Below are 19,856 nucleotides of genomic sequence, written 5' to 3'. Positions count from 1 at the left end.
ATCAGCGACCGCCCGGGAACGACGGGACCTGGAAGGGCAGTTGCTGCTCCTGCTGCTGCGTCTGAGTCTGTGGCTGCGCCGCGGCGGGCTCTGCCGTGCCCAGAGTCACCTGAGCGGTCTTCTCACTGCCGCCCTCGGTGTAGGTGATGGTGACCGAATCCCCTGGAGCGTGTGACCGCACGGCTGCGATCAACGCGTCACCGCTGGCGACGATGCGATCGTCGACCTTGGTGATCACCGCACCCTTCGGTATGCCTGCAGCCGCTGCCGGTCCTCCCTCGGTGACCTCGACGACGGTTGCGCCGTTGGCGTCGTCCTGTGACGGCACCTGGACACCGATCATGGCCTGGGTTGCCTTGCCCGTCGTGGTCAGTTCGTCGGCGATGCGCTTGGCCTGATCCACCGGGATGGCGAACCCGAGTCCGATGGAGCCGCTCTGCGCGGACCCCTGACTGCCGCCGAGCGTGGCGATCGCAGTGTTGATGCCGATCAGCTGTCCGTCGGTGTTGACGAGTGCGCCTCCGGAGTTACCCGGGTTGATGGCAGCGTCGGTCTGGATGGCGTCGATCACCGAGTTCTGATTGCCGGACTCGCCGGACGTCGACACGGGCCGGTTCAGCGAGGAGACGATGCCCGTTGTGACCGTGCCTGCCAGGCCGAGCGGGGAGCCGATGGCGACGACCTGCTGGCCTACTTCGAGGTTCGACGACGAACCGAGTTCGATCGGCGTCAGGTTGGACTTGCCCTCGGCCTTGATGACGGCCATGTCCGAGACCGAGTCGGCACCGACGATCGTCGCGTCGGCGACCGATCCGTCGGAGAATGCGACGGTGAGTTTGCCGTTGGCACCCGCACCCGTCGCGACGTGATTGTTGGTGAGGATCAAGCCGTCGCTGCTGAGGATGACGCCCGAGCCCTCACCCTCTTCCTGAGAACCCTTGACCTGAATCTGCACGACGCTCGGCAGGACCTTGTTCGCTACCGCCTGAACCGAGCCGTCGGGGAAGTTGGCGGCCGGCTGAGCAGCAGTGACCGTGGAATTCAACGAGTTGGTCACTCCCCCGCCGTTGCCGTTGGCGTTGTTGGTGGCGATCGCACCGACCGCGCCGCCGATTCCGCCACCGACCAGAACGAGCGCGATGGCTCCGGCCACCAGTACCGACCGACCCGGGCGGGACTTCACTGCGCTCGGTGCCGAATTCGACTGCGGTGCAACGTGCTGGGGTTGTGCGGGGTGAGCCTGGGTGTGCTGCGGATCGCCCTGCTGACCATACGGGCCGTAGCCGGGCTGGTAGGCCCCCTGCCCGTAGCCGGCGTACTGCTGCGGGTAACCCTGTTGCGGCGGGAACTGCTGAGTCGGATGCTGCTGAGTCGGATGCTGCTGGGCCGAGTAGTTCTGCTCGTCGCCGCGCGAAGCCCGGTCCGCCGGATGCTGCTCGCCACCGGCACCCTGTCCGCTCTGTTCGGATTCGTTACGGTCGTCGCTCATCGTTGCTGCTTCCTTCAGTAGGGACCCAAAGGTCCGCCCGCCTTCTTGCTACTCACTGTGCAGGGCGGTACTGAGAGCGCGCTGAGATCCGGCTATCAGTTTGCCGAGAGTGTCGTGGGATCAGGAGCACCCTCGCCGGGCAACACGATTCGAATCAGCGCGCCGCCCCGCTCGGACACCTCCACCCCGATGGTCCCGCCGTGCTTGACGACCACCTGCCGCACGATGGCAAGTCCCAGACCGGATCCGGGCATCGAACGCGACGCCGTCGAGCGATAGAAGCGCTCGAACACCAGCTCGCGATCTTCCTCGGGGATACCGGGGCCCGCATCGTCCACCGTCAACTCCAGCAGGCCATCGCCGATCTGCCGCATGGCGATTCGCACCTCACCACCGCTCGGACTCCATTTGGCCGCGTTGTCGAGCACATTCAGCACGGCCCGCGACAGTCCTGCTTGATCCCCGTAGACGAACCACGGCATCAGCGTCGCATCGAAGTCGATCTCGTTGCGACGGCGGCGTGCTCGCTCGAGACTGCGTTCGACGGCATCGGCCAGATCGACTCGCTCGAACACCGTCTCCGGCGCATCCTCTCGCGCCAGATCGACCAAATCACCCACCAGAGTGGACAATTCCTGAATCTGCGCCACCACGTCGGTCCGCAGCTCGGCCATGTCCTCGTCCGGGATGGACGGCGCTCCGGGGCGTCCCGCCGCGATGAGCAACTCCATGTTGGTCCGCAGCGAGGTCAACGGGGTGCGAAGTTCATGGCCCGCATCGGCGACCAATCTGCTCTGCCTACCACGCGATTCGGCCAGTGCGCGGAGCATCGTATTGAAACTCTCGGTCAGACGCGCCAACTCGTCGTCGCCGGTCACCGGTATCGGCGTGAGGTCGTCGGTGCGTGCCACCCGTTCCGCTGCCGCCGTCAATCGGGCGATCGGGCGTAAACCGGTGCGTCCCACGGCCATACCCGCTCCGGCCGCCAACAACACTCCGCAGGCACCGACGATCAACAGCACCCACGCCAGACGGTCGAGAACTTCCCCGGTGGGCAGCAGTCTCTGTGCGACGACGAGAGTGCTGCCGTCCTTGGTGCGTAGTGCGAGCACCCGCTGATCGTCGAGCGTGCGCAACGACGATTCCTGTTCTCCGCTCACGACAGCGAGCTCTGCATCGCCGATCGGCACCTTGGGCCCAGGAGGGTTGTAGCTGGACATGTCCGGATAGATCAGCGCAACACTGACATCGGTGCTGTACAGCGTGGCTCCGGCGACGAACCGCGGGTCATAGGACACCAGCGTAGACTCCGCCAAAGCCGATGCGCGAGAACGCAATTGAGTGTCCACGTCGCCGTACAATGCTCGCGAGACCACCGTGTACGCGGCAATGGCCATGACCGCCACCGCAATTGCGACGACGGAGGCCGCGAGCAACGTCACCCGCCACCGCAGCGACACCGACCGAGTCAGCGGCATCGGTGGTCGCATCGCCGTCGGCGAGGAGCCGACATTTTCCGCCGACTTGCGCCCGAACGACGCGACCATCACGGGGGCGTCTCGCGCAGGACGTACCCGACACCGCGAACGGTGTGGATCAGCCGCGACTCCCCCTCCGCCTCGGTCTTGCGCCGCAAGTAACCGACGTACACCTCGAGCGCGTTGCCCGACGTCGGGAAGTCGTAACCCCAGACTTCCTCGAGGATGCGACTTCTGGTGAGCACTCGGCGCGGATTGGTCATCAGCATCTCGAGCAACGAGAACTCGGTCCGGGTGAGGCTGATCGAGCGTTCGGCGCGCGAGACCTCACGAGTGACCGGGTCCAACGACAGGTCCGCGAACGTCATGGTCTCCGAATCGATGCCCGCTTCCATCGCGGTACGCCGAAGCAGCGCACGCAGGCGAGCCAGCAGCTCCTCGAGCGCAAACGGCTTGGGGAGGTAGTCGTCGGCACCGGCGTCGAGGCCGGCAACGCGCTCGGACACCGAGTCCCGTGCCGTCAACACCAGAATCGGCAGGTCGTCACCGACGCTGCGCAATCGACGACACACCTCGAGGCCGTCGAGGCGAGGCATCATCACGTCGAGTACCAAGGCGTCGGGACGCGCGGCCGCAACCTGCTCGAGCGCGTCGAGACCGTCGACCGCAAGGTCCACGGTGTACCCGTTGAACGTCAGCGACCTGCGCAGCGACTCACGCACTGCTCGATCGTCGTCGACCACCAATATCCGCATTCGTACAGTTTGTCCTGGTCGACTGAGATATGTCTGAGAGGGGTGCGGATAGCGACTAGAGCGTAGGCAGGTTCTTTGCCAGCGGGAGGTTCCACTTTCGCCACAGCGCGAGCAGACGCAACCCCGTCGCAAGCAGTGTTCCCACGATCAGACCGACATTTTCCGGCAAGGTCGCAGCATCGGCCAACACGACGGCCGTCGCCCCGAGCAAGGCAGGCAGGGCGTACAGGTCCCGATGCAGCAGTAGGGGAACTTCGTTGACCAGCACGTCTCGGATCACGCCGCCTGCCACCGCCGTCGTGGTGCCGATGAGAGCTCCCGCCAACGCGCTTCCGCCTGCAGCCAACGCGATCGTCGCACCGGTCGATGCGAACAGTCCCATCCCGAACGCGTCGAGCACCAGAACTCCGCGCCGAACCTTGCCCATCTGTCGGTGCGCAACGAACACGACCAGCGAGGCGGCGAAGCCGACGGTGAGGTTCGGCCACGTGTCCAGGGACGTCGGCGGGTGAATGCCGAGCAGCAGATCGCGGATGATTCCGCCGCCGATGCCCGTCGTGATTCCGACGACGCAGACCCCGAACAGGTCCAACCGGCGATGCACTCCGATCAACGCACCGGAGGCCGCGAAGGCCGCGATACCGATCAATCCGAGCACGTCGAGAAGCATCGGACCAGCATGTCACGGCGCTGACAGGGAGTTGACAGCAACATCCGAGGTCCACCACAGCATCGGCGAGCAACTTCGAGACATCACCGATCACGACAACGAGGAGCACATCATGCGCAGTGGATTCAAGAAGTCGATCGCAGCCGTCGCAGCTGCTGCAGCACTCACGCTGGGCGGTGGAGCCGTCGCCAACGCGTCGACCTCCGACAACCTGATCAAGATCCCGGACGTCTACGACATGACAGCAACCGCAGCCGAACAGACCCTGGAGGATCTCGGATTCACAACCGTCAACATCAAGGGGTCCGACACCGACGGAACAGCAATCGGAACCAACTACCAGAAGGGGGTCGAGGTCGACAAGAACGCCGCAATTCTCGTGATCACCGGAACTGTTCACTAGCTCGGACGCACGGTCCAGTCGTCGACGGCGGCTGGACTGTCGGCGTTGTTGCCACAGGCGATAGTCTCGGTGCGCAGCAGAATTTCGCAGAGCCGAGGTGAACGAACAAGTGCCGATCATCGACAATGCCGTCTACGTCGACGGGAAACGTACTGCCAATCCCGAGAGCCTCGACATCACTTTCGAGTTGATGCGCGAGCGGCACGGAATGGCGTGGATCGGGCTGTACCGCCCAGAGGTCGCCGAAATCATGTCGGTGGCAGGCGAGTTCGGTCTGCACCGCCTCGCTGTCGAGGACGCCATTGCCGCCCACCAGCGGCCGAAGCTGGAACGGTACGCCGAGCAACTGTTCGTCGTACTGCGGCCCGCTCGATACGTCGACGAGACCGAGAAGGTCGAATTCGGCGAATTGCACATTTTCCTCGGACCCGATTTCGTCGTCACCATTCGCCATGCCGAATCCCCCGATCTGGCAATGGTGCGCAAGCGCCTGGAGGGCTCCCCTGAACTGCTCGAACTCGGTCCCGAGGCGATCCTCTACGGCATCCTCGATCAAGTGGTAGACGAGTACGTACCGGTGGTGACCGGACTGCAGAACGACATCGACGAGATCGAGGATCAGCTGTTCACCGGCGACCCGTCGGTATCGCGTCGCATCTACTCACTGCTCCGCGAGGTGTCCGAATTCGACCGTGCTGCAAAGCCGCTCGTCGAGATGATCGAATCACTCAAGCGAGGTTCGGACAAGTACAACGTCGACGTGGAACTGCAGCGATACCTGCGCGACGTGCACGATCACGCGATCCGCGTGTCCGACCGCATCGAGTCCTTCCGCTCCAACCTGCAGAATGCGTTGACCGTGCACTCGACCATCGTTGCGCAGCAGCAGAACGAGGAGATGCGCAACATGACCGTGGCCAGCCTGGAGCAGAACGAACAGGTCAAACGCATCTCGTCCTGGGGCGCAATCCTTTTCGCGCCCTCGCTGATCGCCGCCATCTACGGCATGAACTTCGAGGACATGCCGGAATTGACGTGGCAGCTCGGCTATCCGATGGCTCTGATCGCCATGGTGATCTGCTCCACTGCACTGTTCGTGGTGTTCAAGCGTCAGAAGTGGTTGTAGTGCGCTCCGCGCAGTGGTGCGGTTAGGTGCCCTCCACGGCACTCAGCCACACCACTGCCGCAGGCACTAGGACGAACCGAACACCGGACCCACCGGGATGTCTCGCTCGAACGTCAGACGGTCGAACTCGTTGCCGTATTCGTCGATCGCACCGATCGTCATCCTGCTGGCGGTGATGCCCGGAATACCCGGCACCACATCGACTCTGACGAACGAGTAGTTGAGGAATCGCACCCGAGACCAGGTGATGGACTCGGCCGATTTGGTGCCGTCGGGTGCCCATACGTAACTGTTGGGAACTGCGGTGTCGGGTAACTCGTTGCCGCGGTAGCTCACACCCTCGCCGTCCTGGAACGTGTACCGAGGACGACCACCACCGCCGACGGTGTAATACACGGTGCCGTCGTTCTTTCCCTTGACCGTGGCGTTGTCACCGGCGACCCGAGTCGCCCGGTTGCCACGAATGGGATCGGTGCGCTCGAAGACGTGATTGTGCGCCTGGAGCACTACATCCACCTCGTACCTGTCGAACAGCGCAACCCAGGCGTCACGCACGCCGCCGTCGCTCGCGTGCGTCGACGTGGTCGAATACGCGCAATGGTGGAAGAAGCAGACGATGAAGTCGATGTTCGGATCGGCGCGGTACTTCGCCAGTGTCTGTTCCACCCAGCTGCTCTGGGCTCCTCCGCTGTACCCGGTGTTGGCCTTGATCTCGTAGCTGACGTCGTTCGCGTCGAGCGACAGAACGGCAGTGTTGCCGTAGACGAACGAGTACGCCGACGGGCATCCCTTGGGTCCGTTGGTCGGCTGATCGAGCCGCGCGGCATGTCCGCCGTAGCCGTTGGGGCTGTACAGCGCTTCCATGTCGTGGTTGCCGGTGGCGAACAACCACGGCGCGGTCGATGCACTGGCTTCGATCGCCTGGAAGTAGCCGTCCCAGACGAACGGGTTGAATTTGTCGAACCCCTTCGGCGGCGTCTGACCGTGCTTCGCGAACTGCGGCGGCAGTCCGGCACCGGACGGGTCCGCGTACGCGATGTCACCGGCGAGGATGTGAAAATCCGGGTGCGAGGCCGCGATCTGCCGATTGATGTTTCGCGCGTGCTTGACCGACGGCTCGTTGTCCGCCTTGTAGTACTGGTCGTCGTAGTCGCCGGCGACCAAACCTGGCGGTTGCGAGGGGGTTTCGTCGACGCCCTGATCGCCCATCATCGTGAATCGAAACGGTGCGATGCGGCCCGACGGCAAGGCCGGAGACGCGCTCCGGATATCGCTGACGAAGCCGTCGGCGGTGCGCCAGCGGTAGTAGTGCGGCAGCTTGGGCGTCAGATTGTCGACGGGTACGTGTACGTAGTACTGCTCCGCCGACAGAATTCCACCGTCGGTCTGTGGCACCTGACTGATCAGGTTGCGCACCTCGGCCGACGTCGTAGCGCCGAGTGCGGGCGTGGGGCCGTGATCGAGAAAGACCCCGGTGAGCCCGGGATTACGCGAGAGCTGCGCGGAGAACCGCAGCTGCGTCGCCGGGTCGTTTCCGAATCCCATGTGCCGTCCCGCCACGGCCAGAGGGGCGTCCTGCGCGTACGCGGTCCGCGCGAACACCGAGTTCCCGACGCCAACCGCGGCGGCCGTCGCGGCCGCTCCCACCAGGAAATTTCGTCGACTGACGGGGTGTCGCCGCAGGAACGACCGATGCCAATCGTGCTGCTCGGCCATGGTCATGTTCTCGGCGAGCGTGCCCGGGATTCCGGTCGCGACGGTCTCGCCTGCGGGATTGAGCGTCATGCCTCGATGGTGACGGTGACGCTCTCACTATCCGTTAACCAAGCGAAGTTGTTGGGTGAACAACACGAGAACACCGATGCACAACGGGACGAACGCGGACAATCCCGTCGTGCACGGAACTTCGTACCCCACTACGAATTTTTATGCACGACGGGAGGTCGATCTAGGTCCCCTTGACGTTGAGGATCTGCCGCAGTTCGTGCTCGATGCTCACCAGGTCACGGGCGTCCTCCATCACGACATCGATCGGCTTGTAGGCGTCGGGAATCTCGTCGATGAAGTCTGCACTGTCGCGAAATTCGATCCCTACCATCCGCTCCCGCAGGTTCTCGTGAGTGAACCGCTTCCTGGCCTCGGTCCGAGAGAACTGTCGACCGGCACCGTGAGGCGCCGAGCACAACCCCGCCTTCGAGCCCTTGCCGACGACCACGTACGAACGAGTTCCCATCGACCCGGGAATGATCGCCTTGACACCCTCGTGTGCGTCGACCGCGCCCTTTCGGGTGAGCCACACGTCCTTCTGAAAGTGGCTCTCCTTCACCGTGTAGTTGTGATGGCAATTGATCCGCTCGACCTCGCGGTGGTCGTCGGTTCCCATCCACTCGGCAAATACCGCACTGAACCTGTCCATCATCTCGGCCCTGTTCAGGTATGCGAACCGCTGCGCCCACTTCAATTCTCGGAGGTACTGCCCGAATTCACGGGAGCTCTCGGGCAGGTACGCCAAGTCTTTGTTGGGCAACGGGATCCACCACTGCGCACACAGACGCTGCGCGATCGCGATGTGCTTCTTGGCGATCTTGTTACCCACGCCCCTCGACCCACTGTGCAGAAACAGCCACACCCGATCGGTCTCGTCGAGGCACAGTTCGATATAGTGATTTCCGCCTCCTAACGAACCGAGCTGCTCGCGCCACTGCGGTGAATGATTCAGCTCCACACCGTCCTTGGCCGCCAACTCCTCGAGTTCGAGTAGCTTCGGAGCGGTGAAATCCCACCGGTCGACGCCGACGTTGTAGTTGCCCGGCGACAGCGGGATGCTTGCCTCGATGGCGAGTCGCAGGTCCGTCAGATTACGGCCGTCGACGTCGTCGAGGGTGAATTCCGTTCGGACGCCGATCATTCCGCAACCGATATCGACTCCGACAGCGGCCGGAATGACTGCGCCCAGTGTAGGAATCACCGTTCCCACTGCGCTTCCCATCCCGCTGTGAGCGTCGGGCATCAGGGCGACGTGCGGATGCACGAACGGCATCGACGATGTTTCACGAGCCTGCTCCAGAGTCTTGTCCTCGAGCTGTGAGGCCCAATTGAGCAAACGCAAGCCCACCTTGTTCGGGGGCATGATGTTCCTTCCTGCCCCCTTGCACAAGAGGGCGCTATTCGATGGGTCGATTCACCAGCGGAGCTTGTTTGCCGCAGAGAGCGGCACATCGCTCCGGTGAATACGCGCGCAGCACAGGGCTCATACCGGCTCTCGTGTCGAGAGCGGCACCAGACAGAACGGTTGCACGCATGACCGGAACCCTATCGATCGATCCCTCGTCCACGCGAGCGAATTACTCGGGACGTCGGGGATGGGACTGAATGCACAGAGGTGGACCCCATCGACGGAATCCCGTCGATGGGGCCCGATAGTGTGCAATCTCGCCCAGAACGCCGGGCCCTACACTCCCCCACCGAATGCCAAGCCCAGCAGATACGTCGCCCCGGCCGCGCCGTAGCCGATAGCCAGTTGTCGCAGAGCACGTTTGACCGGTGGCCCACCGCTGAGCAGTCCCACCACCAGGCCGGTGCAGATCAAGGCAATTCCGACGAGGACGGCGGCAACGGCAAGTGCCACATAGCCTTCGAGACCGAACAGATACGGCAGCACCGGGATGACGGCACCGGAGGCGAAGAAGCAGAAGCTGGCGCCGGCGGCACCGAGGCCGGTTCCGATGGACTCGTGCTGGTCGACGTCGGGGGCCATCTCGTCGGCAGGGAGCACTCGCAGCACTTCCGCCGCTTTGGCGTCGGCCTCCTCGTGGGTCATCCCCCGGGCTCGGTAGACCAGCGCCAGTTCGTTGGCGTCGACGTCGAGGTGTTGGACGGCATCGCGCGCCCCACTGTCCGGCGACGACGCCTCGAGCAACTCGCGTTGTGAACGGACAGAGACGTATTCGCCCGCACCCATCGACAGCGCGCCTGCAAGCAGTCCCGCGAGACCGGTGACCAGGACGATCTGGTTGGACACCCCGGAGCCGCTGATACCCAGAACGAGAGCAAGGTTGCTCACCAGTCCGTCGTTGGCACCGAACACCGCGGCCCGGAACGTTCCGGACAGTCGATTGCGGCCGCGAGCCGCCAGTGCCCTGATGACCTCGGCGTGGATCTGTTCGTCGGCCGTCATCGCCTCCGTGGCGTCGGCGTCGGTGGCGTACGGAGAACGGGTTTCGGCTCGTTGGGCCAGCGCGAGTACGAACACCGAACCGAAGCGACGTGCCAACACCCCGAGGATGCGGGTGCGGATGTCACCCTTGAGCGGCATTCCAACACGATCGCCCAGCAGATTTCGCCAATGCTGCTCGTGGCGGCCTTCCGCATCGGCGAGTGCGAGCAGGATCTCGCGCTCCTCGCCGGTGCGTCGGCCTGCCAGATCGCGATAGACGGCGGCCTCGGCTCGCTCGTCGGCGAGGTACTGGCGCCACCGCTTCACATCTCGCGCACTGGGTCCATCGTTCATGAAAGTGAAGATAGACCCGTTGCGAGTCAGCTCGGGTCGTACACCCCGGTCTGCACTGCTTTGACCAATCGGCGTGGCACGCGGAACTCTCGACCCTGAAAACGCACCGTCACCAGATCAGGGGCAACGGCTTTCCATTGCGCCCGACGGCTTCGAGTGTTCGAGCGCGACATCTTCCTCTTCGGAACAGCCATGATTCAGGCGTCCTTTCGGCTTCGCCGGCCGTATCGCTTCTCGAACTTCTCGACGCGTCCCTGGGTGTCCATCACGCGGGCGGCTCCGGTCCAGAAGGGGTGCGATTCCGACGAGACGTCGACGACGATCAGCGGGTAGGTGTTGCCATCTTTCCACTCGGTCTCGCGGGCTGACGTGACGGTGGATCGGGTGAGGAACTTGTTGCCGGTACTCGAGTCCTGGAACACGACCGGGTGGTAGTCCGGGTGGATGCCTGGTTTCATTCTGTTGCCTCTCGTGATTGTTCTGCGTACGGGGATTCGCTGCTCTCGCAGGGGTCTTCGTGCCACTGACCGAATGGGTCGTTCCAGGTGGACCAGGCCGCAGTGTCTGTCATTTCGTCGTCGGATACCAACGCCCACTGCAGAGTTCGGTCGATCTCGGTGGGGTCGGCCTCGTGGACGAGGATCACCAGCGACGTGTCTCGATCACCGAACTTCTCGTCCCACCGCAGCGCCGCCATTGCCCGACGGGTGGCGTCGACGCGCTCCTGCTGCTCCGGTGTCATTGCGGCAAGCCATTTTCCGGCGCTCGCCACCCGCAGCCCGCCGCCTGCCGATTCGATCCAGAGCGCCTCGTCGGGCTGAGTGGCCACCCACGCCCGCCCCCGTGCAGTGACGACGCCATCGAGCAGTACGTCGATCGCCTCGTGGAACCGCTCGGGATGGAACGGCCGCGTCGCGGTGAATTCGACCAGGGTGACGCCGCAGTCGACAGTCAACGGCGGCTGGCCACGCAGCAGCGGTGAGTGCGCATCGCTGATCGCACCGCGTCGGGCATCTGCAGGGACACTCGCGAGAAGTGCTGGGGCGTCGACCATTGCGTCCTGGGACACCCATACGACGGGAGCGTTCGGTGCCAACCGTGCCAGGACGGCAGCGAGCCGGGCGCGCTCCCACGCGTCCACGTCGGGGCCTGCAGTGACAACGAGCGCATCGGCGTAGTCGACCTGCCCGACCACCAATTGCGCGACGGTTCGATCGTCGTCGCCACTGGCGACGATGCCTCGGTCGGCCATGGCGTCGTCGCCGGTGGCGTCGGCCAGCCAGGTTGCGGCGTCGAGGCAGTCGACCACCGCCTCGATGCGGACGTCACGCGAGGCGGGGCCGTCGATCCGCCCGACGACACCCGCGACGACGACGTTGTCCACGGCCCAGCACAGAGCCTCGGGCTCGAGCGCGGGGTCCATGGCGAGCACGATGCGATCGACGTTGCTGCGGGTGGACAGCGCGCGCAACAGCGGCAGTAGATCCTCCCGAAGCGTGCACGAGACGCAGCCGTGCGCCAGCTCCAGAATGGTCTCGCGCGGGTTCTCCCCCAGCACGGTGAGCGTGCGGCGCACGACGCCTTCGGTGACGCGGCTCAGATCGTGGCGGACCGCGACGGTCCCCGGCGCGAGCAAAGATGTCACGACTGCGTCCATGGCTCCGGTCCAGCCGGAGACGAGGACCATCGGGGTTCGATCGTCCGGTGAGTTGTTCACGAGCAGCCTCCTTCTCGACAACGATTGTCATTACTTGTGAATGCACGCTACATTCGTGAACACGCTTTGTCGAAAACGATTGTCATAACGGCAAGAAAGGAGTGCTCATGTCAGCGCACTGTCAAGTCACCGGCCGCACCCCCGGATTCGGAAAATCGGTCTCGCACTCCCACGTGCGCACCAGTCGGAGATGGGATCCCAACATCCAGCGCAAGACCTACTACGCGCCGAGCCTCGGCCGACGCGTCACCCTCACCCTCTCGGCCAAGGGCATCAAGACCATCGACCGCGACGGCATCGACGCCGTGGTGGCGAAACTGCGCGCACGCGGGGAGAAGATCTGATGGGCAAGAGCACGGACGTCCGTCCGATCGTCAAGCTGAAGTCGACCGCCGGTACCGGCTACACCTACGTCACCCGCAAGAACCGTCGCAACGACCCCGACCGACTGGTGATGAAGAAATACGACCCGGTCGTCCGCAAGCACGTCGACTTCCGAGAGGAACGATAGAAGTGGCGAAGAAGTCGAAGATCGCGAAGAACGAGCAACGCAAGATCGTCGTCGCCCGGTGGGCAACGCGTCGAGCAGAGCTCAAAGAGACCATCCGCAAGCCCTCGAGCAGCGACTCCGAGCGCGCGCAGGCCCAAGCAGCACTGCAGCGTCTGCCGCGCGATTCGAGTCCGGTACGATTACGCAATCGTGACGCTGCGGATGGACGTCCGCGCGGTTACCTTCGGAAATTCGGGCTGTCCCGCGTGAAAATGCGCGAGATGGCTCACCGCGGGGAACTGCCAGGCGTCCACAAGTCGAGCTGGTAAAGGGAAAAGGTTTCAGATGGCAGTCAAGAGAGCACCGTCGAAGAAGGTCCGCGCAGAGGCAGGCCGTCGACCGAAGAAGAACCCGTTGAACGCCGCCAAGGTCACCACGGTGGACTACAAGGACATCAACCTCCTTCGTCAGTTCATCTCGGACCGCGGCAAGATCCGCAGCCGTCGGGTCACCGGGCTCACCCCGCAGCAACAGCGCCAGGTCGCTGTCGCAGTGAAGAACGCTCGTGAAATGGCGTTGCTGCCGTTCACCAGCCGCTGAATCAGCTTTCGAGAAAGGCCACGTAGCCATCCGGCTACGTGGCCTTTCTGTCGTTGCCTAGCAAGAGATGAGCAGTTCGTAGATGTCCGGCGTTCTAGAAGGCTTCACCGTCATCTTCGTCGTCATCGCTCTGGGGTACCTCCTAGCCCACTTGAAGGTGCTCGGCGAACACGGCCAGTTCGTCCTGAGCAGACTCGTGTTCTTCGTAGCGACCCCTGCATTGCTGTTCGTCACATTGGCGAACTCGGACCTGTCGGTCATCCTCTCGCCCGTATTGGCCGTCGCCGGCTCCACGGCTCTGCTCGTCGGAGCGATCTATTTCGTCATAGCCAAGCTCGCGCTGAAACGGACCGTGCCCGACGCGACCGTCGGCGCACTCGCGAGTTCGTACGTCAACGCCGCCAACCTGGGCATCCCGATCGCCGTGTTCGTACTCGGCGACGCGAACTTCGTTGCTCCCCTGCTGCTGTTCCAGATCATGATCTACACCCCGATCGCGGTGACGATTCTCGACATCTCCACCAAGATCGACAAGGTTTCCCTGTTCAAGACCGTCACCACGCCGTTCCGGAACCCGATCGTGCTGGCCGGCGCAGCGGGACTGGTGCTGTCGATCACCGGATTCGAGCTGCCCGAGGCATTGATGCAGCCATTCCAACTCGTCGGGAATGCATCGGTCCCCGGTGCGCTGCTCGCCTTCGGCCTGTCCCTCTACGGTGCCCGGGTACTGCAGAAGGGCATCAGTCCACGTCGGGACGTTGCTCTGGCCACGGTGTTCAAGATGGCACTCCAGCCCCTCCTGGGCTACCTCATGGCCAAGTTCGTCTTCGGTCTGGACGGCCACGATCTGTTCGCCATCGTCGTCGTCTCGGCGCTGCCCACAGCCCAGAACGTGTTCGTCTTCGCCAGCCGCTACCAGCGCGGGGTGGTGCTCGCCCGAGACACCGCGTTCGTGACCACGCTCGTCTCGATCCCCGTCATAGCGCTCGTGACGGTCTTCCTCGCATGAGCCGAACACAAAGGTTCTCCTCAGCTCCCAGCGCTACGTTGGATTCATGAGGTTTCTCGCTGCAGGTGTCATGTTGTGCCTGCTGCTGGTCGGCTGCAGCACCGCCTCCGGTGGCGACGAGGACACAACCCCGACAGTCGGATCCACCACCCCTGTGGGGTTCGCCCAGCAACCCAGCGCACCTCCGGTTCCGCACGAGGTGCCCGTCGGCGACGTCGGCACGATGTTCGAGCCGACCGCCGATCTGATCCGTGCCACCACCACTCCATTCGAGTCGTGGAGCCAGATTTCCCCCAACACCATCGCGGTCCACTTCGTCACCGGCACTCCCGAGTGCTACGGGGCCGACGCAACGGTGACCGAGACCGACACCACGGTCACCATCGAGCTGCGTACCGGAACCCGGCCCGACGCTGCGGACAAGTCCTGCATCATGGTTGCCGTCTACGCCACCATGCAGATGACCCTTGCTTCACCGCTGGGGAGCCGCACGATCCTGAATGCGGCCTGACCTTCCAAAAGGTAGGGTCCGATCGGTGAGCGATCATCTCCCCGAACGAGATCGAAGCCAGGTTCGCGCAGCCGATGCGGACAGGAACCTCGTCGCGCAGTTGCTGAGCGACGCTTTCGCCAACGGCCAACTGACCGTGAGCGAATACGACGAGCGCACCGCCGCGGTGTACCAGGCGAAGACCTACGGCGAACTCGACGTGCTGACCGGCGACCTCGTCCTGTCTCCGCCTCCGGCCCCTGCACCCTCCGGTGGCTCCGCGAACGACCGCGTGATCGCCATCATGAGTGGTGCCGTGCGCAAAGGAGAGTGGACCCCGGCGGGGCGGATCGACGCGTTCGCATTCTGGGGCGGAATCGAACTCGACCTACGCCGCGCGTCGTTCACCTCCGAGGAAACCACCATCAACTGCGTCGCCATCATGGGCGGCATCGAGGTCACGGTGCCGCCCGGAGTGAGCGTCGAAGTCCGCGGCATGGGCATCATGGGCGGCTTCGAGCACGTCAGCGCGACGCACCCCGGTGCGCCGCGCGTGATCATCACCGGTTTCGCCTTCTGGGGCGGAGTGTCGGTAGAGATCAAGGCAGCGGAGAAGTAACTACGATCGCCGACGCTTGAGGTAGTCGGTCACCACCGCTGCTCCGAGTCCGTCGAGATCCGGCGCGATGACGCGTCCGCCCACCCGCTCGGCCATCTTGTCGACCACCCGCGCGAGGCCTGGATCGTCGCCGAGCCGGAAGATCGTCACCTGCGCACCGAGTTTCGCGACGGTGTCGAGTTCACGCACGGTCAGCCCGAGCGTCTTCGACGACGGTGGGTAATCGAAATACGCATGGCCGTCGGGCTCCAGATGCGCCGTCGGCTCACCGTCGGTCACGATCAACACCACCGGTTGCGCGTTGGGATGACGTCGCAGATGCCGCACCGCAAGCATCAGCGCGTGGTGCAGATTGGTGCCCTGGTCGTACGCACCGTCCAGCCCGGCCAACTCGGAGGCCGTCAATGTCTGTGCGTGCCTGCCGAATCCGATGAGTTGCAGATCGTCTCCGCGGAATCGGGTGCTCACCAAGTGATTCAGCGCGAGTGCTGTGCGCTTCATCGGCACCCAACGGCCGTCCATCACCATCGAGAACGACGTGTCGACGAGCAGCGCCACGGCGGCCTGCGTTCGCGTCTCGGTCTCGCTGATCTCGACATCGGTCACCTGCAACTGCACCGGAAAGCCAGATCCTGTTGCCGCCGAGCGCAGTACCGCATTGTTGACCGTGCGGGTGACGTCCCACGGCTCGGTGTCACCGAACTCCCAGGCCCGCGACGCACCGGTGGGCTCTCCCATCGCGCCCGCCTTGCGGGTGTCTCGCTCGCCGCCGCGTCGGGACAGCTTTCCGGCGACATCCTTCAGCGCCGACTGCCCCAACTGCCGCATCGCCTTCGGTGACAAACGCCATTGGCCGTCGGCACCCTTGTCCATGAAACCCTGCTGCTGCAGCGCCTTTTCGAGCTCGGCGAGCATCCGCGCATCGGCCGCGGCCTCCGGCCCCAGTTGCTTCAGCAACGCGTCGGCGTCGATGTCGTCCAGGGCAGCCCCGTTGTACTGCTGCGAGAGCTGATTGCCCAGGTTCTCGAGGTCTGCGATGTCCTGAAGCGCACCCGTGCCGTCGCCGAGTCCCATCCCGTTCTCGCCGCGGAAGTTCTGCGAGCCGTCCCAGTCCTCACCGGGCCGGGCCTGCTGCAGATTCTGATCGAGCTGATCGAGCTGGCTCAGCAGATTCGAGTCACCGAAGGCCTGCTGCGCCAACGCATCGAGCTCGGCCCGCTGCTCGGGACTGAGCGAATTGCGAAGCCGCTGGGCGGCCGCTGCACGTTGAGCGAGGGAGTCCAACAGTTCGTCGACATTCTTCGGATTCTCCGGAAAATGCTGACCGTGCTTGTCCATGAACTGCTCGAACTGCTCGCCGGTGTCCTCACCCTTGTTGTGGGCGTCGAGCAACTCGTTGAGGTCTTCCAGCATCTCGCTGATGGCCTGACGGTCCTCGTCGGTTGCACCTTCGAGGGCCTGCTTCATGCCCGCGAAACGCTGGTCCAGCATCTCGCGTCCGAGCAGATCCTTGATCTTCTCGTAGTTCTCGCGAGCCTCCGACGAGCGCCAGTCGTAGTCCGAAAGCTCCTGCACCGCTTGGGCAGTGGACGGTGACAGGTCACCGATCTGCATCTCCTGGAACCGTGCGTCGTCATCGAGGGCACGTGCAAGTGCCTTACGTTCCTCGAGTACCGCCTTGTCCAGCAGCTCACGCACTTCCTGCAACGTGCCGTCGAGGTTGTTCTTCTTCAACAGATCTCGTCGACGCTTCGCGGCTTGGGCTGCCAGGTCGTCGAGCCCACGCATGTTCTTCGTCCCGCGTCGCAGCATCTCCTGCAATGCCCGACGCGGCGACGCGCCCTCGAGCACGTCCTCGCCGATGGCGTCGAGCGCTTCGCGCAGATCCACCGGTGGCGCAAGGGGATCCGGCCCGTCGTGATACCGCCCGTATCTGGAGCGACGCATCAGCTGTACACCGTCTGACCGTCGTCGTCGGGGTCCTTGGAGATCCGGCGCGCGAGGTAGAGACCCTCGAGTGCGAGTTCGACCGCGGCGGCCTTCTCGCCGTCCGAGGTGGCGTTGAGCCGCTCGTGGATGTCGCCGATGACCTCGACGTCGGGAAGCTCGTCGAGCAACGCCTTGGCGGTGATGCGATCGCCGGTGACGATGGGCTCGCCCGTCTCGATCGCCGTCACCAGAGCGGCGAGGTTGATGCCGCCGAGGTGGGCTCGGACGGTATCGGCAGTCGCCCGGCGCAACATGTGCTCGAGGACTTCGATTTCGCGGCCTTCCTCACCCGACTCGAATTCGACCTTGCCGCGGAGCACCTCGATGATGGTGCCGAGGTCGACCGGCCGGGCCACGGGCTCGGCCTCTCCGAGTATCGCTGCCCGGTGAACGGCTGCGGCAGCGATGGTTTCGGCCGCTGCTATGGCGAAGCGAGCAGAGACGCCGGACCGCTGATCCACCGACGGCGACTCGCGCAGCAGTCGGGTGAATCGAGCCAGCACCTCGAGCAGATAAGTGGGAACGGTGGCCTGCAGCTCCGCTTCCTGGTCGATGACGGCCACCTCGGCGTCGAGCTCGAGGGGGTAGTGCGTCCTGATCTCCGCGCCGAAACGGTCCTTGAGCGGGGTGATGATGCGTCCGCGATTGGTGTAATCCTCGGGGTTCGCGCTCGCCACCAGCATCACGTCCAGCGGCAGACGCAGGGTGTAGCCGCGGACCTGGATGTCGCGCTCCTCCATGACGTTGAGCAGCGACACCTGAATGCGCTCGGCGAGGTCGGGGAGCTCGTTGATCGCCACGATGCCGCGATGGCTGCGCGGAACGAGCCCGAAGTGAATGGTCTCGGGATCGCCGAGGCTGCGGCCCTCCGCCACCTTGACGGGATCGACGTCGCCGACGAGGTCGGCCACCGAGGTATCCGGGGTCGCGAGCTTCTCGGCGTACCGCTCGCTGCGATGCCGCCACTCGACGGGCAGGTCGTCGCCGAGTTCCTTCGCTTTCCTGATGCTGGCTGGGGTGATCGGCTCGTACGGATGCTCCCCGAGTTCGGCTCCGGCGATCACCGGCACCCACTCGTCGAGCAGCAGATTCAGGGTGCGCAGCAGCCGCGTCTTGCCCTGCCCGCGCTCGCCGAGCAGCACCACGTCGTGACCGGCCAGAATCGCGCGCTCGAACTGCGGCAACACCGTCGAGCCGAATCCGACGATCCCCGGCCACGGATCGGTGCCGTCACGCAATGCCTTCAGAAGATTTTCCCGCAGCTCTTCCTTGATCGACCGCTGCCGATGTCCGGATGCCTTGAGTTCGCCGAGAGTGGAGATGCCAGGTTTGGTAGAGGTCACTTCTCCACGCTACGAGCGTTTGGCCGATGCTGCCATCGAGAGCGATGTTCCCGTCCTCGCGAACTCGAAGTTGTGGACGAAATTCGGGCAAATTCCGTCCACAACTTCGAGCTCGGCAGCCGATACACATCTCGGCCCGATATTGATCACAGCGGCATAACTGTGGACAACTATTTTGTTCATCCACAGCCAGCGCTCGGCCCACTATTCGCCTGAATCCGATGCCACTGTGCATGGATGGACAGCGCACCGTTCGTCGGATCCGAAGCAATGGCAAACGGGATGGTCACGCGCCAGCAGCTCCGGCAGCACTTTCGTCGAATCTATCGTGACGTCTACATCGACCCGGGTTGCGAACTGGACGCGCCCACCAGAGCAAGAGCGGCTTGGTTGTATTCCCGCGGACGAGCAGTGGTGTCAGGCCTGAGCGCCGCGGCGGTGCACGGATCGGGCTGGATCTCTGCCGACCACGATGCCGAGCTCATCTGGGCCGAACACAGACGGAAGTTCGACGGCCTCCGGATCGGCTTCGACGAGTTGCTGCCGGAAGAAATCGAGACTGTCGACGGCTTGGTCGTCACCACCGTCGCCCGAACTGCCTACGATCTGGGCCGACGCAGGCCGTTCGGAACCGCCGTGGCACGGCTGGATGCATTGTGTCGTGCGACCGGGGTGGGCGTTCACGACATCACCCGGCTTGCCGAGAACCATCGAGGTGCCCGCGGCATCGTTCAACTCAGAGCCGTGCTGGCTGTGGTCGACGCTGGCGCGGAATCACCACAGGAGACACACACCAGACTGGCTCTCATGGAAGCGGGCCTACCTCGCCCGCAAACTCAGATCGAGGTGGTGGGTCCGGACGGAAGGGCGTTCGCCCGCATCGACATCGGCTGGGCACGGTGGAAGGTGGCGGTGGAGTACGACGGCGAGCAGCACTGGTCCGACGAAAGGCAACGGGCCTGGGACATCGAGCGCCAGCACCTCCTCGAATCACTCGGCTGGACGGTGATCCGAGTGAGCGCGATGCAATTGCGCACCGATCCGTGGGGAGTCGCAGCGCGAGTTCGCGACAAACTGCGCGCTGCCGGGGCCGAGGTCTAGCCGAGCTCGAAGTTATGGATGGATTTGCGGCGAAATCCGTCCATAACTTCGAGCTCGGCGGGACGGT

At 64.1% G+C, this 19,856-nt stretch carries 22 protein-coding genes; 10 read left to right on the top strand and 12 right to left on the bottom strand.

Features of this window, described 5'->3' with window-relative positions; all coding sequences use genetic code 11:
- Position 1: 1 nt before the first annotated feature.
- The 4 genes from CH251_RS14900 to CH251_RS14885 all read right to left on the bottom strand — a co-directional run bounded on the left by CH251_RS14900 (position 2) and on the right by CH251_RS14885 (position 4,392).
- Positions 2-1,489 (bottom strand): trypsin-like peptidase domain-containing protein, encoded by a 1,488-nt coding sequence (locus tag CH251_RS14900; protein WP_094613820.1) that lies wholly within the window; start codon positions 1,487-1,489, stop codon positions 2-4.
- A 95-nt stretch (positions 1,490-1,584) separates the two neighbouring features.
- Positions 1,585-3,036, bottom strand: coding sequence for a HAMP domain-containing sensor histidine kinase (locus tag CH251_RS14895; protein ID WP_094613819.1), 1,452 nt, complete (start codon positions 3,034-3,036; stop codon positions 1,585-1,587).
- Entirely contained in the window at positions 3,036-3,722 is a 687-nt protein-coding gene (locus tag CH251_RS14890) for a response regulator transcription factor (protein ID WP_032395747.1), read from the bottom strand. Before CH251_RS14890 ends, CH251_RS14895 begins: the two co-directional genes overlap by 1 nt.
- A gap of 55 nt (positions 3,723-3,777) precedes the next feature.
- Positions 3,778-4,392, bottom strand: a complete 615-nt coding sequence (locus CH251_RS14885; RefSeq protein ID WP_094613818.1) for a trimeric intracellular cation channel family protein — start codon at positions 4,390-4,392, stop codon at positions 3,778-3,780.
- 31 nt (positions 4,393-4,423) lie between these two features.
- Here CH251_RS14885 and CH251_RS14880 point away from each other — a divergent pair, with 31 nt between their 5' ends.
- Both CH251_RS14880 and CH251_RS14875 read left to right on the top strand, forming a co-directional pair.
- Complete coding sequence (locus CH251_RS14880) at positions 4,424-4,795, top strand: PASTA domain-containing protein (protein ID WP_094613817.1); 372 nt, start codon at positions 4,424-4,426, stop codon at positions 4,793-4,795.
- A 109-nt stretch (positions 4,796-4,904) separates the two neighbouring features.
- Positions 4,905-5,921, top strand: coding sequence for a magnesium and cobalt transport protein CorA (locus CH251_RS14875; protein ID WP_094613882.1), 1,017 nt, complete (start codon positions 4,905-4,907; stop codon positions 5,919-5,921).
- A gap of 66 nt (positions 5,922-5,987) precedes the next feature.
- On the opposite strand, the gene CH251_RS14870 is transcribed toward CH251_RS14875, so the two are convergent.
- The 6 genes from CH251_RS14870 to mrf form a co-directional block, all read right to left on the bottom strand.
- Complete coding sequence (locus tag CH251_RS14870) at positions 5,988-7,706, bottom strand: metallophosphoesterase (RefSeq protein ID WP_094613816.1); 1,719 nt, start codon at positions 7,704-7,706, stop codon at positions 5,988-5,990.
- A gap of 163 nt (positions 7,707-7,869) precedes the next feature.
- Positions 7,870-9,051 carry an RtcB family protein gene (locus tag CH251_RS14865; protein WP_094613881.1) on the bottom strand — a complete coding sequence of 394 codons (1,182 nt, stop codon included), beginning with the start codon at positions 9,049-9,051 and terminating at the stop codon, positions 7,870-7,872.
- A gap of 321 nt (positions 9,052-9,372) precedes the next feature.
- On the bottom strand, positions 9,373-10,431 hold the full coding sequence (locus tag CH251_RS14860) for a VIT1/CCC1 family protein (protein ID WP_094613815.1): 1,059 nt from the start codon (positions 10,429-10,431) through the stop codon (positions 9,373-9,375).
- A gap of 26 nt (positions 10,432-10,457) precedes the next feature.
- Positions 10,458-10,625: a 50S ribosomal protein L32 gene (gene rpmF / locus CH251_RS14855; RefSeq protein WP_032388658.1), complete on the bottom strand. Its 168-nt coding sequence runs from the start codon at positions 10,623-10,625 to the stop codon at positions 10,458-10,460.
- Between the two features lie 3 nt (positions 10,626-10,628).
- Positions 10,629-10,889 carry a type B 50S ribosomal protein L31 gene (locus CH251_RS14850; RefSeq protein WP_094613814.1) on the bottom strand — a complete coding sequence of 87 codons (261 nt, stop codon included), beginning with the start codon at positions 10,887-10,889 and terminating at the stop codon, positions 10,629-10,631.
- The gene (gene mrf, locus CH251_RS14845) at positions 10,886-12,118 is read right to left on the bottom strand and encodes a ribosome hibernation factor-recruiting GTPase MRF (RefSeq protein WP_094613880.1); all 1,233 of its coding nucleotides are present in this window, start codon (positions 12,116-12,118) and stop codon (positions 10,886-10,888) included. Before mrf ends, CH251_RS14850 begins: the two co-directional genes overlap by 4 nt.
- Positions 12,119-12,255: 137 nt before the next feature.
- On the opposite strand from mrf, the gene rpmB reads away from it, so the two are divergent.
- The 7 genes from rpmB (at position 12,256) to CH251_RS14810 (ending at position 15,356) form a co-directional block, all read left to right on the top strand.
- Positions 12,256-12,492, top strand: coding sequence for a 50S ribosomal protein L28 (gene rpmB, locus CH251_RS14840; protein ID WP_008719020.1), 237 nt, complete (start codon positions 12,256-12,258; stop codon positions 12,490-12,492).
- Entirely contained in the window at positions 12,489-12,659 is a 171-nt protein-coding gene (rpmG, locus tag CH251_RS14835) for a 50S ribosomal protein L33 (RefSeq protein ID WP_170944568.1), read from the top strand. The genes rpmB and rpmG overlap by 4 nt, the downstream gene beginning before the upstream one ends.
- A 2-nt stretch (positions 12,660-12,661) precedes the next feature.
- Positions 12,662-12,967, top strand: a complete 306-nt coding sequence (rpsN, locus tag CH251_RS14830; protein WP_094613813.1) for a 30S ribosomal protein S14 — start codon at positions 12,662-12,664, stop codon at positions 12,965-12,967.
- A 16-nt stretch (positions 12,968-12,983) separates the two neighbouring features.
- Positions 12,984-13,238, top strand: coding sequence for a 30S ribosomal protein S18 (gene rpsR, locus CH251_RS14825; RefSeq protein WP_008719028.1), 255 nt, complete (start codon positions 12,984-12,986; stop codon positions 13,236-13,238).
- Between the two features lie 82 nt (positions 13,239-13,320).
- The gene (locus CH251_RS14820) at positions 13,321-14,247 is read left to right on the top strand and encodes an AEC family transporter (protein ID WP_094613812.1); all 927 of its coding nucleotides are present in this window, start codon (positions 13,321-13,323) and stop codon (positions 14,245-14,247) included.
- Positions 14,248-14,293: 46 nt separating this feature from the next.
- Positions 14,294-14,758 (top strand): hypothetical protein, encoded by a 465-nt coding sequence (locus CH251_RS14815; protein ID WP_094613811.1) that lies wholly within the window; start codon positions 14,294-14,296, stop codon positions 14,756-14,758.
- 25 nt (positions 14,759-14,783) lie between these two features.
- On the top strand, positions 14,784-15,356 hold the full coding sequence (locus CH251_RS14810; RefSeq protein WP_094613810.1) for a DUF1707 domain-containing protein: 573 nt from the start codon (positions 14,784-14,786) through the stop codon (positions 15,354-15,356).
- On the opposite strand, the gene CH251_RS14805 is transcribed toward CH251_RS14810, so the two are convergent.
- Together CH251_RS14805 and CH251_RS14800 are read right to left on the bottom strand one after the other, a co-directional pair.
- The gene (locus tag CH251_RS14805; RefSeq protein ID WP_094613809.1) at positions 15,357-17,303 is read right to left on the bottom strand and encodes a VWA domain-containing protein; all 1,947 of its coding nucleotides are present in this window, start codon (positions 17,301-17,303) and stop codon (positions 15,357-15,359) included.
- Positions 17,303-18,688 carry an ATP-binding protein gene (locus CH251_RS14800; RefSeq protein WP_094613808.1) on the bottom strand — a complete coding sequence of 462 codons (1,386 nt, stop codon included), beginning with the start codon at positions 18,686-18,688 and terminating at the stop codon, positions 17,303-17,305. Before CH251_RS14800 ends, CH251_RS14805 begins: the two co-directional genes overlap by 1 nt.
- A 237-nt stretch (positions 18,689-18,925) precedes the next feature.
- Here CH251_RS14800 and CH251_RS14795 point away from each other — a divergent pair, with 237 nt between their 5' ends.
- The gene (locus tag CH251_RS14795; protein ID WP_094613807.1) at positions 18,926-19,789 is read left to right on the top strand and encodes a DUF559 domain-containing protein; all 864 of its coding nucleotides are present in this window, start codon (positions 18,926-18,928) and stop codon (positions 19,787-19,789) included.
- Positions 19,790-19,856: the final 67 nt, after the last annotated feature.

It is taken from the genome of Rhodococcus sp. 06-462-5, from assembly GCF_002258315.1.
GTDB lineage: Bacteria > Actinomycetota > Actinomycetes > Mycobacteriales > Mycobacteriaceae > Rhodococcoides.
This window is presented reverse-complemented; position numbering and strand designations above follow the sequence as displayed.